This window comes from Kistimonas ophiarachnellae (genome assembly GCF_057552235.1).
Genome location: NZ_BAAJPA010000018.1, coordinates 13,598 through 28,604 on the forward strand (window position 1 = coordinate 13,598; position 15,007 = coordinate 28,604).

Annotated in this window: 12 protein-coding genes; 3 read left to right on the plus strand and 9 right to left on the minus strand. The window is 52.7% G+C overall.

Features of this window, described 5'->3' with window-relative positions:
- Positions 1–201 precede the first annotated feature (201 nt).
- Complete coding sequence (locus AC27K1_RS18895) at positions 202–990, minus strand: phosphosulfolactate synthase (RefSeq protein WP_487152352.1); 789 nt, start codon at positions 988–990, stop codon at positions 202–204.
- 88 nt (positions 991–1,078) lie between these two features.
- Positions 1,079–3,226, minus strand: coding sequence for a 5-histidylcysteine sulfoxide synthase (gene ovoA, locus AC27K1_RS18900; RefSeq protein ID WP_487152353.1), 2,148 nt, complete (start codon positions 3,224–3,226; stop codon positions 1,079–1,081).
- Positions 3,227–3,581: 355 nt separating this feature from the next.
- Between ovoA and AC27K1_RS18905 the strand changes: the two genes are divergently transcribed.
- On the plus strand, positions 3,582–4,523 hold the full coding sequence (locus AC27K1_RS18905; protein WP_487152354.1) for a phosphatase PAP2 family protein: 942 nt from the start codon (positions 3,582–3,584) through the stop codon (positions 4,521–4,523).
- Positions 4,524–4,588: 65 nt separating this feature from the next.
- Here AC27K1_RS18905 and AC27K1_RS18910 read toward each other — a convergent pair whose 3' ends face one another.
- Together AC27K1_RS18910 and AC27K1_RS18915 are read right to left on the minus strand one after the other, a co-directional pair.
- Positions 4,589–6,868, minus strand: coding sequence for a hypothetical protein (locus tag AC27K1_RS18910; RefSeq protein ID WP_487152355.1), 2,280 nt, complete (start codon positions 6,866–6,868; stop codon positions 4,589–4,591).
- 202 nt (positions 6,869–7,070) lie between these two features.
- Complete coding sequence (locus AC27K1_RS18915; protein ID WP_487152356.1) at positions 7,071–7,766, minus strand: OmpA family protein; 696 nt, start codon at positions 7,764–7,766, stop codon at positions 7,071–7,073.
- A gap of 374 nt (positions 7,767–8,140) precedes the next feature.
- Here AC27K1_RS18915 and AC27K1_RS18920 point away from each other — a divergent pair, with 374 nt between their 5' ends.
- Positions 8,141–8,875: an endonuclease gene (locus AC27K1_RS18920; RefSeq protein ID WP_487152357.1), complete on the plus strand. Its 735-nt coding sequence runs from the start codon at positions 8,141–8,143 to the stop codon at positions 8,873–8,875.
- Between the two features lie 9 nt (positions 8,876–8,884).
- Here AC27K1_RS18920 and AC27K1_RS18925 read toward each other — a convergent pair whose 3' ends face one another.
- From AC27K1_RS18925 to AC27K1_RS18935, 3 genes are all read right to left on the minus strand, one after another.
- Positions 8,885–9,073, minus strand: coding sequence for a hypothetical protein (locus AC27K1_RS18925; RefSeq protein ID WP_487152358.1), 189 nt, complete (start codon positions 9,071–9,073; stop codon positions 8,885–8,887).
- A 168-nt stretch (positions 9,074–9,241) separates the two neighbouring features.
- A complete protein-coding gene (locus tag AC27K1_RS18930; protein WP_487152359.1) occupies positions 9,242–9,943 on the minus strand; it encodes a DUF2726 domain-containing protein in 702 nt (233 codons plus the stop codon).
- 90 nt (positions 9,944–10,033) lie between these two features.
- Positions 10,034–10,327 (minus strand): DUF167 family protein, encoded by a 294-nt coding sequence (locus AC27K1_RS18935; protein ID WP_487152360.1) that lies wholly within the window; start codon positions 10,325–10,327, stop codon positions 10,034–10,036.
- Positions 10,328–10,501: 174 nt separating this feature from the next.
- Between AC27K1_RS18935 and AC27K1_RS18940 the strand changes: the two genes are divergently transcribed.
- Positions 10,502–11,443, plus strand: a complete 942-nt coding sequence (locus tag AC27K1_RS18940) for a universal stress protein (protein ID WP_487152361.1) — start codon at positions 10,502–10,504, stop codon at positions 11,441–11,443.
- A gap of 5 nt (positions 11,444–11,448) precedes the next feature.
- Here AC27K1_RS18940 and AC27K1_RS18945 read toward each other — a convergent pair whose 3' ends face one another.
- Entirely contained in the window at positions 11,449–12,576 is a 1,128-nt protein-coding gene (locus tag AC27K1_RS18945) for an FAD-dependent oxidoreductase (protein ID WP_487152362.1), read from the minus strand.
- 3 nt (positions 12,577–12,579) lie between these two features.
- Positions 12,580–15,000 carry a DNA topoisomerase gene (locus AC27K1_RS18950; RefSeq protein WP_487152364.1) on the minus strand — a complete coding sequence of 807 codons (2,421 nt, stop codon included), beginning with the start codon at positions 14,998–15,000 and terminating at the stop codon, positions 12,580–12,582.
- Positions 15,001–15,007 lie beyond the last annotated feature (7 nt).

Sequence of the window (15,007 nt, forward strand, 5' to 3'; positions counted from 1 at the left end):
AACATTTGCATTGCTTCTGATAACCACACCAGGAAACAATTAATACAGTAAGTAGTAGTCTGGCCTAAAAAAGACGACGCAGGGCAGGATTTTATAACAACCCCGCAAGAATGGCTGGCAAAACACTTTTACCGGATAGCAGCTTGACAACCCGGATGCTTTTTATGTGTGTCACTGTTAAGAATGCTCTGAAAAAATTGCTCAATCATTATTCAAAAAGTGATGAAACGTGTCCCCCCTCAATCCCAGGCGCAGGGTTTCCAGTGAAATAACATCACGGGGATCGATATTGCCAAGATTCACATTAGAACCGATTAACTTAATAAACCAGGCCTGCTGGGCCTTCCTGGGCGCTTCCCAGATAATACTGCCTTCAGGAATATGGGTGAGAATTTTATCAATTAAATCAGAATGCACGTCCCCTGAAGAATGGAATAAACCCACATTGCCCCCCTCCCGGCCCTCACCGATCACTTTCCAGGCACCGGCCTCAAGCTCGTTATGCATGCGTTCAGCCCACTTGTCAGGCGGTATGACTTTTTCTGCATCCTTCGAGCCGACTTCCGATACAACCGTTACGTAGTGCGACAGTCGCCGGATGTATTCACATTTCTCGTCATGGGGCATTTCAATAGAGCCGTCAGACACTTCCGCCATTTCCAACCCAAATTTGTCCATGACGCCCAAGTAGTCTTCAAACTGGTTTCGAATGACAAAAGCCTCAAAAAGCGTACCGCCCAGGTAGATATTGATTCCCGCGTTTTTATACAGATGGATTTTTTCCCGGAGTCCTGGATAAACGTATGAAGTCGTCCAACCTAATTTCATGATGTCGATAAAATCACCCGATACCTCCAGCACATCGTCTACTTCCCTGAGTGCGAGGCCTTTATCCATGGCCATTGTTATCCCCGTCCGCCTGGGTTTTAGCGTCCTCTCAGGGATATTATGCAATTCGTAATTCATACGGACCGGGGCATTAACATGCATTAATGCCCCGCAGTATAGAAAGGTGTAACGCTATCACAAGGAACGATTTCCGATTATCGTCACCGTTAAAACAGAAACCTGTTTCTGTTTAAGCCTTACGTCGCCAGACCGTACACTGCGCCAGCGTATGCTGGAATTTCCTGGCGGTTTCACGGATGACAAAAGGAACATCAACAGGCGGCTGAACTTCTTCGAAATGGCTATTCAGTATACGGTGCAGGCCCGTACAGGTATCCAGTGCCTCACCATTTTCACGGATGCCCCCGAGCCATTTGTCCCTGGGTGTATAGTCTTCCAGCCAGGTATAAGGTGATGTCAGCACCAGCAATCCGCCCGGACGAATCCGCTCATGGATCATGCCAAGGAAAAGCGCCGGGTTATTCAATCGATCGATCAGGTTGCCTGCGAACACCAGATCATAATTGTCGTATATCGGCTTGAGGTTGCAGGCATCACCCTGGGTAAACCGGATACGATTAACATCAATATCATCCAGCCCCAGCTCCGCCAGATCGGCTACACAATAATCACCCAGCTCACCTTCCGTGGGAACGAAATAGCGGATTTTGCCTCGTTGCTGCAGTTCGGAAGCGGCTGAAATAAATCGCGCCGAGAAATCAATCCCGTCCACATGCCGGAACCAGCGAGCCAGTTCAAAACTGGTGCGCCCTACCGAACACCCCAGGTCCAGCGCGCGGGTTCCGGAACAGCCCTGACTTAAGCCATGACATATCTGCGCACAGGCTGCCGGATAATTTGGCACATCAAAGAAGGTTTCGCCGTAGTGAAACGCAAGATACTGGGCAACCAGCGCATCGGTTTCATAAGGATTTGCTGACGTATTTTCCACCGCTGACGATTCCACATAACGGAAACCGGCATGCTGGAAAAAGTGTCGGCGGAAGGCGTAACGGGAATCACGGATCGCATAGTTCCCGGTGGAAATCCAGCATCCCCCCTTGATCAGGTTATGCCGACCATCAAACGTTGGCGTTGAGAAATCATCGTAACAGGGGTGCACACGGAAGCCATCAAAGCCATCAATGGGCGTTATCGTCCATTGCCAGACATTCCCGATCACATCGCACAATTCACCGGTACGGAATCGATCCACGGGGCAGGCAGATGCCCAATGTTCCAGGTTGATATTGCCCGGCGCTTTATCCCACCAGGGCTGGTCTGTATCAATGGCTTCACGGAGGCAATACCACTCCGCCTCACTGGGTAGTTGAATCTGACGCCCTGTCACTTCCGATTTCCACTGGCAGAAGGCCTGCGCCTCATGACAATTGACGTCTACAGGCCAGTTCCATGGCATGGCAATCTCTTCGAGCATGGTGCGATAACGGAAACCATCGCCATCGGCTACCCAGAACTCAGGATAACGCGCTTCACTGAAAGTCGCCCAGGCCCAGCCCTCATCCGTCCACCAGCGTTCATTATCATAGCCGCCGGCCTCGATGAACTGTCGGAACTCGGCATTGCTGACCAGGTATTCACTGGCGCTGAACGCCGGCACATCGACGTCATAACAGCCATATTCATTATCCCAACCATAGAGCGGATTATCGTGCGCCTTGCCGAGTTTCAGGGAACGACCGGGAATTCCCACGAGCCGGTTTTCCGGTGCATCACCACTTTCCCGGCATGGCTGCCAATAAGGATGTGGCTGAACGTACGACAAAGGTAACTGGCGGATTAACACAGACGATGTTTCCAGGTGAATCCGCTCATGCTCAATCCCCATCATGATGACCCAGGCCGGACTATCCCAGCTGATCGGAATCTCCAAAGGCATCTGTGTAATGAAATCAGATACCAGCGCACGAACCTTACGACGATAGGCTTTCATTGCGTCAACGGAAGGCCAGCTGTAATGACTGTCATCCAGATCATCCCAGGACATCTCATCCACCCCGATGGCAACGATGGCTTCAATATCAGGATCAACACGTTCCGGGATTAATTTCGCGGTCATCAGTTTATTGATGAAAAAGGCAGCCGTATGGCCAAAATAAAAAATCAGGGGATGGCGCAGGGGAATCGCTTTTTCATACCACGCGTCATCACAGGCCAGTGTTTCAAACAGCGTTTCATACTGATCAAACGTTTGCTGAAAATAGGCCAGCAATTCCTGACGTTTACTCTCCGGATCGCCGTTGTTAAGCACCAGCGTTCGAGTCACACGGGGTGGAAACTCACCGTTAATCACATCACTCGCGGTATTTTCAGGCATTATCACGCTCCTGAGAGTACGGGTTGGTTTTGTCCTGTACTGCCCGGACACGATCATCCATCGCTTATTGCTATCAAATGGCATGTACCGATGCAAACCCAGAGGGGCATCCCATGATTCCCATAGTGTTAAACACAGTGAAATCATTGCCGGACGATCGTATGGCATGTCGTATTTTTTGAACTATCGACAGAAGAATAGTCGTTATACAACGCCGTATTTCCGATAAGTTATTCATTACAGGCTTTTGCCTACATGTACGCACTTTTTTATAATCGTCACTGGTTACTCATTAAGCCCCTGGCAAGGGTCACCCAGCCCGAGGGCCATAACAATAAAAATAACCAGACCTATCATGATGCAACATTTTTTTAAGACGTTTCGTCACTGGCCTTTCGACAAACAGCTTACCGTGTTTTTCCCCACCGGGATTTTATTGGTTGCCCTGATATCTGGCTCAATGCTGGCCATAGATCCCATGGCAAACAAAGCGGCACTGTTCGCAGGTTTTTTATTTGTTCTATTCATTCTGATCATTCGACCACGTCTGCATCAAAACCGTTTCTCCCCCAGAACAGAATGGTTTCTGCGCGAATTCTGGCCTGTGCCGGCAATATTGTTAGGTTATCTCACCATGCGCGTTTTACGGCTTGAGCTAGCCGTGGATTATTTCAATATTCCACTGCGCGACGACTGGATGATCCAACTCGACAACGCGTTATTTGGCCAGCCAGTGCCGCTGGCTCTCCAGCACTGGATTTCGCCGGGCTTAACGCTATGGATGGAATTTGCCTATTTGCATTTTTACTACCTGTTGCCGATAGGCTCACTGCTCTATTTTTTCTGGCGAAGGCAACATCAAACATTTCTGCAGCTACGCAAAGCACTGATTTATACATTAACGGGAGGTTTCTGCTTTTACTTCATCCTGCCTGTCATGGGGCCTGTCATGTACATGCCAGACCAATTCGTGGTGCCCTTACCTGCCAACCACGCGATTTTATACGATGCAGTGAACAGCTTCCGTTTCCTCTATGACTGTTTTCCCAGCCTGCACACCGCTATTCCCTGGCTAACCCTGTTCATGACCTGGACTCTGCATCCATGGCCTGCAAGAGGCATGTTACTGTTCATGGCACTATCGATTACGCTTTCCACCCTGTACCTGCGGTATCACTATGGTACGGATGTTGTCGCCGGTTTCCTGTGGGCCTTTCTTGTTGCCCAGTGGATCAAGCACCGACCAGTGGACAGACAAAGTCGTTTATCACGAGGCCTGATGCGTCAGGCTCACTGACATCAACCGGTTGTCTGCTTATCTATACATGCCCTGGAACATAGAGGCGGTGGTGTTTGATTAGTTCAAACTTTTTTCGCCATCATTGCTTCCACATGAAGTCGATCAACGATATTCAGCAGCATCATGCCCTGATCACAGTATTTCGCGGCCAGCTGGAGCAATTGAAATAATTTGACATCCCGCTCCGGCAGCTCATGCAATCCATAGCGCGCCACGGGATAGGTGTTAGATCCATTGGCGGGTTCCCGATCATCTCGCCCATCCTGCAGTAAACGGCTGAACAGGCCATAAGACCAGAATCGATAACGATTGTAGAGTTGTTTCAAGCCTGCCAGGTATTCCCTGAATGCACCGGCTGTGCGGCTTCCCGAGGCAATACGGTAGCCCTTTGTGACCAATCGCGTCAGGATACGCTGGGTCAACTGACGGGCAGCCCGTGCATCACCATGACGCGTACGCGCCTCTATTCTGGTTTTCAGTGCACTGTCACCCCGATCGCAAAGTCGCACTACAAGGTCAGCATCAAACTCGCTGGCCATATCCAACATACGTTCCAACCGTTTTTCTGCACGTTCTAACTGTTCGGTGGTAACGCTTCCCACTGGATCATTTTCAGGCGGGGAGTGGCGCCATGCCATCACCTGTTCATGGAGGCGTTCAATCGGCAGGATTGCCGCAATGTATAAACGCTGTCGTACTGTGGCTTTCGCCGCGTGAATCAGCAAACGATCAATGCAGGACAGCTCCGTGTGCAAGTAATAACGCGTCACCATACCGGCAAGAACCGTTGCCGGTAACAGCCGCATAAGGCGCTGCTGTTCTGCCAGGGAATGCTGTTGGGAAAAGGCTTCCAGAACCCGCATTTTGAGTGGCAGTTGTCCCTTAATGTGTCGAAAATACTCACCAATCATCAAGCAACGATCACCTTCTGAAAGACGGGGCAGCAGGCGGATTGCCTTTTCCTTGTGTGCCACGGAAAGAGCGCTGTTACTCTTGGCCAATACCGTCAGATCGGGATTTTCTGGTCGACCGAATAACAATCCCTCCAGCCGTTGGAGGTGATAACCGCCAGCTTGATGCAGTGCCGCCAACACAACCAGTACATCCGATGATTCGGTTAACTGAAACAGCCGTTCATAGTGTTGAATCACTGGCAGCAGGTCATCAGTACTACCTTGTTTTTCTACGTACCGGCGAATCATCTGTTTCAATTCAGATGTATCCTGCCGCTGACAATGCATGAGAGGAGTTACAAGCTGGGTCAATGAAAACAGATCAGCCAAACTACCCGTCACATCTGCTTGAGAATGCACTGCTGTATTTACCTGGTCAGCTTCAAGGTATGACTCCACCAGCATCCGGTTAGACAGGTCAAGCAACAAGCAGGCAATGTTACGTTGGTTCTGCTTTCGTGTTGCAATATCAGCCCCCATGGGTGACGCATGATGTTTTGATAGCAACTGCAGCAATGGGCTATCCATAAGCTCACGCCAGCTGCGAACAGGGAGATCCATTTCCGACACCAGTAAAGCCACTGCTTTTTCAGGCTGAATACGGTGAAGCATCAACAATAACTCAATAAACCGGTTCTCATCTGACCGGGAACGATCGGATAACGGCAGCAGTAATCGCAACGCCATTAACGGTATGCGTCGCAAGAGTGAGGCGGAAAGAACCTTCTGTCCCTGCAGTTCCAACTGACAGATTTCCCTGACCAAATTAGATGTCATTTGTCGTGCGATTTTATGATTCCGCGTGCGTGATTCACCCGTATTATCCATGACTGCAGCCATCTGTTTTTTTACGGCATGCAGATGGCTTTCATAATGCCTGTCCCTGGTTACGACAGGGATCTGCAACACGGTTGATACCAGGTGTTCAAGATAAGCCAGACCACAGCCCGAACCCTGCCTCTGCTGTTTCACTGTTTCCGATGTAAGCAACACCTCAGAATACACAGCTGTTTCATAGTGACAGGACACAATATCCAGACGACAGTCTGTAACATGGGAAGGCGCGATCGCGTCTGTTTCCGGTGATGTCACCAGCGGTTGTATCCGAAGGTGTCCGATATGCAGTGACTGATGACGTTCCCGGGGATCATCCACAACGCTGTTATTCTGTCTCTCCAGTTGTACATCCGCAGCGGATAACCGAATGGCTGGCTGACTGGCACACGGAAGGGTACTGTGTATTTCACACTCAAACGTCTCAATAAACAGCTTGCCTGTTTTGCCATAAGTGACCTGTGCACTCACAGCAGACAACTGGTAGTCACCGAGCCAGACATGGTCCAGGCTGAATCGAACGCTATACTCCTCTCTTTTACTGCGTAACGGCATTGTACTTCCCCTATCCCTGAAAAGCGGTCAACCCTGAAAGCGGGTAAATAGATGTGATTAAAAAATTAGAGAGGCATAACAACGGCAAGTTCAGGATCGGGGGCTAGACCATGGTAGGAAAATAGCAGGGGCTTAGACCAAAGGCGGAGACACTGCCTTGTAACAGGTCTCCACCTTATAGCGGTTATTCATAAACGCCTTGTCAGTAGGCGGCAACGGCCTCGCTCTCGCTGGAACCGGTCAGTTCAATCGTGACCACCCGCTCAAGGGCATAGGCATCCGTATCGCCCTTTTCGGCGGTAGACAGTCGATCACCGTAGGCATTCACACGAATACGGTCTTCGTCGATACCGGCATCCTGAAGGAAACGGCGAACTGAATCGACACGTCGCTGGGAAAGCGACAGGTTATACTCATCCGCACCCCGCGGATCTGCATAACCATCCAGTCTGACATTGACGGCCGGGTTCACTGACAGGTAACTCACCAGTGTCTGGAGTCTTCGAGTGGCTTTCTCGTCAGGCGCATCGCCTGCCGTGCGAAACAGAATATCCTGCTGCAGGGTGTCCAGTGCTAATGTCTCATACTGATGGATGGCAACCCGGGCATTGTGCAGGGCAATCCGCAACTGTTCGGCTTCCTGTTGCGCCACGGCCAGATCAGACTGCATGTCTGACTGTTCGACACCTAACTGGTCAGCCTGGTTCACCTTGTTGCCAAGATAATCACCAGCCGCTACACCCACCACCAGGCCAACCGGTCCGCCAAGGGCTGCGCCGGCAATAGCCGCACTGCCCACTGTTGCACCTTTCTTCCAGGTCCATTCAGCCGCCTGGACCTGTGTGAATGACAGTGTACAGATCAGCCCAAGAACAGAGGCAGTCAGTATTTTCTTCATCGTAGTGCTCCTTATCATGTGCGTTGTGTCTGCCATGATTTAACGCCATGAAGGAGGCATTCCGATGGTTCAAAAACGATCAATTCCTGCCCAATTGTGATGAATTATGGCAAGGCTCACATCAGCCATGTTGCTGCAGTCTCTACTGCCCAGAAACATTCCAGTGTCTGGCGCACAACCCTGTAGAGCGTCTGACTTCCTGAGCCTATCGGTTCATCACGGAGCGTTTCCTGGCGTATAACCGCAATGGTTGTACCCGATTGTTATTATCAGACAGCCTGTTCTTCACGCTATTAATAACGTCAAATGTCTTTTATTAGATAGGGGGTAATGGAAAAATACCGCCTTATTTATAAGACATAAGACGTTAAATAATGCGACATTCATTATTCGCAATATTATTACTGACATTGCTGGCGCATCCTGCCCATGCCTACGTCAACAATGCCATTAAGACACCACAGACGTTTAGTCAGGCAAAAAAAGTGGCAGCCAGGTTATACGAAGACAATCCGTTCACGTTCTACTGCGGCTGCCCGCAATACCAACAGGGCAAAAAGTTGATACCGGACCTCAACGCCTGTGGCTACCAGATTCGCAAGCAGGAAAGGCGCGCATCACGCGTGGAATGGGAACATGTGGTTCCTGCCTGGAACTTCGGCCACCAGCTGCAATGCTGGCAACAGGGGGGACGCAAGAATTGCACAAAGAAAAGCCAGCAATTCCGGGTAATGGAGGCAGACCTGCACAACCTGGTGCCGGCCATCGGTGAGATCAATGGTGATCGTTCCAATTACCGCTTCAGCCTTCTACCCCAAACCCGGGGACAATATGGCCAGTGCGCCTTCAAGGTCGATTTCAAAGCAAGAAAAGCCGAACCACCGCCGGCAACACGGGGGATGATCGCCAGGATTTACCTGTATATGGCCGAAGAATACAAACTGCGACTGAGCCAACAGGATCGCAAACTCTACGAAGCATGGGACCGTACCTGGCCCGTGTCTGCATGGGAAGAAGAACGGGACAAGCGGATTGGCCAGATTACCGGCAAACGCAACCCTTACGTCGATAGACGTATAAAGGAAAACACGCTGCTCTCAAACCGTTAAGAATCACCATCAGCATAACCAGCCTGCTGACTTTATAACGATGACGAATGCCGGTGTTGCCTGAATTGAACGACGGGTATGCGCTACGGGTTTCAATATGAGACGTCGATGAAAGTCGCCATACGGCTCCGGTGCCTGACGATAAACCGCCAGCGCCAGCTCCGCCGCTTCAAACGAAGAGGCAGCCAGAAATCGCAAGGAGGCAGCGTTTAGTCTACCTGACAAAACGGGAAAGCCTGTCTGACCAACTGAGTTCCCCCGGTACGAGTCACGAGAACCAGCACCCATTTGAAGCAGGATTGCCGACAGTTTTAGAGGAAGAAAAGAGAAGGCAGTTCCTGAATACCAGGAAACTGCCTTAGGCATCTAGCCGGATATTTTACCGGGGATCATAACTGCCGTACGGCACTCAGGATAACTGCTGCAGATCCAGGCTTCCCGCCCGGCATGCTTACCCTGCTTTAATGTGTGACGCGCCATGCCGCCACCGCACTTCCCGCAAATCCGGGTTTCCGGCCGCTGTGGCTGTTCATTGATCGCCTTGCGTACGGAAGCAGAGCCGATCACCTCACTGCCCTGATGTCCATGCTCTATACCCGTCGCTATGTAAACATCTTCCCGTAACGTGCGAACGTCCAGCATGCCACCCGTCTCGTAGACCAGCAGCGGCAGGCCAGCCTTGTCAAACCAGACCCGCATATTGTCAATCCGCCGACGTCCCTTCTTGGTACTTCGGTCCGCAAGCAGAATCGCACAACGCGGCGCTAGCGAACGACGTTCGCACAACAAAATGTCAATCCGGGCTTTACGGAGGCGTGCAGACATCGGGCGTTGCTGCTCATCCGTAAAGAGCACTTCATCAAGGGAAGGATTACGAAACAGGCAGAAATGCTCCCTGACTGCCACGTCCAGCAGGCCATAGAAAGAGCGTTCCGACCCATCAAAGAAGGGCTTGCGAACATGTACGCCAGTGTCCCTGCGCATGCGCGAAGCGACAGCCACCGCCAGGGTGGCCAACAGCGCGATGCAAACGACAATAGCGATATAGGGTATTTGGGTTTCAATCATCGAGCTATCCATTTCAGCGTCGTATTCCGTTATCTTGCTGCGATATCCATAAAACCGCACTGTTCATAAATAGTACAACAGGTTCTGGCATTATTCGCCAGCTTCAATACCCAGCACCCCAGGCAGGATAGTCGGTGCGCTAATCCGGATACGTTTTTCCCGACTCAGTTCACCACCAACAATTTCAACATTCCGGCGAGGCACGCCAAAGCATTTGGCCAGGAATTTCACCAGGTAAGCATTCGCCTTGCCTTCAACCGGCGGCGCCTTGATACGAACTTTCAGGCTATCACCATGCAATCCGGCAAACTCATCCCTGCTGGCCCGGGGCTGCAGATGGCAGGCAATCACAAGGTCCTTACCCTGCCAGCGATAAAACGACATACAACTTCTCCACTGACGAACATCCCCGTTCCCTGTACTATCGGTAAACAACCCGATCACTGAATATTATCAGAAAGCAATCCGGCACCAAGCCAGTATTCCGGTCATTGATGCCCGTCAAACCGTAACAGTGATGCAATCACTACCATGAGAATAAACGGGGAGGAGAACCGAATGCAGGAATTCAGAAAGATTCTGGTCGCCATCACCAATGCCCATACCAGCAAGGCGGAACTTGCGCAGGCCATAACACTGGCAGCCGATAACCAGGCGGAACTGACCTTTGTGAGTATTGTTCAGCCTGCCTGGTTTGAAAATCCACTGCTCGCACGGGATGATTTTCAGTCCTTCTGGGATGAACACCTGCTGGCCATCGCCCAGCCCGCCATGGATGCCGGTATTTCGGTCACCACCCGGCAGATCTGTGGCCAGCCGTTCCACGAAATAATCCACCTGGTGGAAACGGAAAAGTATGACCTGGTCGTCAAACTGGCAGAACCCAGCGGGGTGTTTAACAGACGACAACTAACAGGCAATGACCTGAATCTTTTACGTCGCTGCCCCTGCCCGGTCTGGATGATGCAGGATAAAGACAGCGAACAAACGGCACAGGAACCGGTCATTCTGGTCGCCCTCGACACCAGTACCGATACACCGGAACAAATCGCCCTTAACCGGAAACTGCTGGCCTGCGCTGACCACCTGGCCCTGCAGGAAAAAGCCAGCCTGCATGTGCTGCATGTCTGGGATCTCTATGGTGAAGATCGCCTCCAGGGTCCGTTCATCAATATGTCCCGCGAGCAGGTCAATGACCTGTTAAAGGAAACGGAAACGACCAACCGGGATCGTCTCAACACCCTGGTCACCACCAACGGCATGGGTGACACGGCGCAATGTCACCTGGAGCGAGGCCGTGCCTCCCATGAAATTCAGAAACTGGCGGCGTCCATCAGGGCAGACCTGGTGATCATGGGCACGGCTGGCAGAACCGGGCTGGCCGCCTTTGTCGTGGGCAATACGGCAGAGAACGTCTTTGCCGGTGTCGACTGTTCGATTCTGGCCATAAAACCCGATGAAAAAAATCATCAGGACATCAGCATCGAAAAACATCAATAACCAGGTTATCGCTGAAACCCACGGGGAAACTGTTTCATAAAACGGTGGTCAAGCCAGCGCTTCCAGTGCCAGACCCAGCGCCCGGCCACCGTAGCATTTCCCCGTGACCCGACAGCGCGTCCATCCGCCGTGTTAAGCAGTGACAGTGACTGATGCTGTGGTTTATACGCGATGACGCGTTTACCCATCAGCAGGTGTCGCAGATTGGTTTCCAGCACCGCAGCATGGCGAACCGCATAAACACCGGATTTAGGATGCGGCCGGTATGACAGGGTTGCCATATCACCGGCAGCAAATACGTTCGGATGACTGAGTGATTGCAGGGCGCTGTCCACCAGGATGAAACCCTGTTCATCCTGTGTAAGACCACTGCCCTGCAACCAGCCATCCGGCCGCGCCGATGTACACAACACCACAGCATTCAGGAATACTGTTTTACCCTGCCCGTTTTGCAATCCCCCCGGAACCAGGGACGCCTGAAAGTTTTCATGTAGCCGGATCATTCGAGCGGCAAGTTGCTCACGCATATGCTGTTGCAGGGTCAGGGGATACCCGGACAACAAGCCACCGGCACCCACAAGGTGAATGGAAACCCCGGGGAACCGCTGGCTGAGACGCTGTTCCAGTGCCAGCGCCACTTCGGTACCGGCAGCCCCCAGCCCCAGCACCCCAAGCGAAAAAGACGGTAAGACCGGCAGCTGAACTTCAAGATCTTCCAGCCATGACAGGAATTGCTTGACGGGTTTCACCCCTATCACCGTCATGCCCCGGTCAGACTGGCCGAAACCCACAGGACCCTGGGGTAATGAACCGGTGTTGATGGATAACCAGTCATAATGAAAACCACGGCCGCCATCGATACTGAGGATGGCCTTGTCAGCATCAAGCCTGACGGCATGTCCCTGCACAAACTCACAGCCTGCCAGACGACACAACTCCGCCAGGTTTATATGCATCTCGTTCGGCTGGTACTGCCCGGCAATCATTCCCGGTAACATACCGGAATACGGTGTATAGCGATCCGGCGACACCATCACTATCTGTGCACCGGGCAAAGGCTTCCTGATAAGGTTATGTAGCAGTAACGCATGAGCATGACCGCCACCTGCCAGCACGATTGTTTTATCCGCCACCGCTTAACCACCCTGTCGTCTTGTCGCCTGCCGAGGTCGGGTTGCCTGACGCTGTTTCTTGCCAGAAGACGGCTGCTGACGACTACCCAGCTGACTGTCGATAAAGGCCCGGCATGCTTCAAAGTTTGAGGCAATATCGTCCGGCACATTCAATTGCCGTTCCTGTGCCAGTTTTCGGGCAAGTCCGAGCATTTTAGGTGTCGGTGCGCGGTTCTGTGACGCCTGGGCCTGATGGGCATCAATGAACGTACTGCAGGCCTGTCGATCCGTCAGCGCATTATCGGGTAACGGCACACCCGCCTGCCGGCTGATGCTGCGTGCATAAGCCAGCATTTTCGGCGTCGGCGTGCCACTGCCCGAAAAACGCGTCCGCCCCTGGACACTGACTTTATCCGCCAGTGAACCCTGCAATTCCTGCAACCAGCTTTCCAGCCGATCAATCTGCCGGTAAACAAACCGATCCCGCTTTTCACAGGCAAGGTTGTCATCATGTCGCAATTCACAGACCCGGGTCAGGTAATCTTCCCAGACAGCGGTCGTCTCTGCGCTGGTCATCCACGCCGGTAACCAGTCCACCAGCGATTCACCACTGGCCGTCGACTCAAGACGGCTGCCCTTGCGTACAATGAACTTTCGAGCCAGTAACGTCTCAAGGATGGTGCTTCGTGTCGCCGGCGTACCGATGCCGGCACTCTCACGCAGAATCCGCCGCAACTTCGGATCTTTGACAAAACGGCCAACCGTTTTCATCGCCTTAATCAGTGTCCGGTCGGTGTAATACGCTGGCGGTCGGGTCGTCCGCGTCACAATATCGACCCGCTTCAACGGTGCCAGCATGCCCTGTTGTACCGGGAGAATCGCCTGGTAGCGTTCAGCCGCATCTTCATCATTGTCGTTCTGACGGGGAAACGCCTGCATCCAGCCCGGATCAACGACCTCAGTACGCGACGTAGTGAAACGGCTTGCCGGATGACCCAGAAGATCCGTCACGGGAACCTGGAACGCCAGTTTTTGCTCCCGCAGGCTGGCCGCTGGCCAAAGCGCCTGTAGATAACGTCGCGCCACTATCCGGTAAGCCATCTGCGCCTCACGGTTCATGGACGACAGATTAGCTGATTTACGGGTAGGAATAATGCCATAGTGCTCCATCGGCTTACTGGTGAAACAGGCGGGCTTTCTGGCGGGATAGTGTTGATGATTTCCGTCGTGTATATCACGGGCAGTCTGTGCCTGCCGGGCAAATTCCGGTATCTGTGTCAGGTGATCAAGCACGGGATTGCGCTCATCGGGCGCATACAGTGAATCAGGTAGCTCCGCATGCTCGGTTCTGGGATAGGTGACCAGACCATCGTTATAAAGTTTTTCCAGCACTTTCTGTGCAGAAGCCGCCGTCATGCCACAGGCCCGGTGCATCTCTGCCTGAAACTCCGCCAGGTCACAGGGCAACGGGGGATTCCGCTGACTGTTACGCTCTCGATTGTGGATAACTGTCGCCTGATCACCGGCTTTCAACAGCCGTTGTCTGAACGCCTGCACTTCCTGTTCACCGGTGAATAAAGGGATATCCAGTGGTTCCGGGTCGCCTTCTTTGGCAATGCGCCGACTGGGTTCCCAGGACACGCCATCCGGTGCAGCATCAATGATGTCAGCTGTGACAGGAGGGTTGTAACGGGCCTCGATCAACAGGTCAGAAGCCGTAAAATGACCGTTAATAAGAAAATGATCCTTCGGCACAAAGTGACGAATCTCACGGCACCGCTCCACGACCAGCGCCAGCGTAGGTGTCTGCACCCGTCCGACCGAAACCACCGATTCCCGACCGCCCCCCTGCCCCAGGTTTGGCCCCATGGCGCCTCCCCGGGCATAGAAGGTCAGCGCCCGTACGGCGAACTGGTAGCTCCAGTCAGCCCTCGCCCTGGCCTCTGATGCCCGGAACCAGGACTTCATTTCATCACCACCTTTCAGCCGGGAAAACGTATTACGCACCGCCTGCCGGTCAAGCCCGTCCACCAGCCAGGCGTGCCGTACCGGACCTCGATAGCGACAGGCCTCCAGCAGGTGCCAGGCAATGGCGGTGCCTTCCCGGTCAGGGTCGGTGCTGACAATCACTTCGCTGGCCTGCCGGAGCTGATCCCGAATGATTTTGTAATATTGCGCCGGTGTCTTGCCCCGACCACTGCGATGTGTGAGACGCATGTCAAACTGCCTGGGAATAGGCAACAGGGTGGCGGGATTGTTCCAGGACGCATCGGGCTTCAGCTCCTGGGGTTCGCGGATTTCCAGCAGATGGCCAGACGCCCACACCAGCATCACCGGCTGCCCCTCCAGGGTACCGGTCGCCAGCTCCTTCTGCATCCGCCAGCCCATGGCCGTCGCAATCTGCTGCGCCTGGTCACGCTTTTCCGCGATGATGGTTATGGTCACGGGGTTC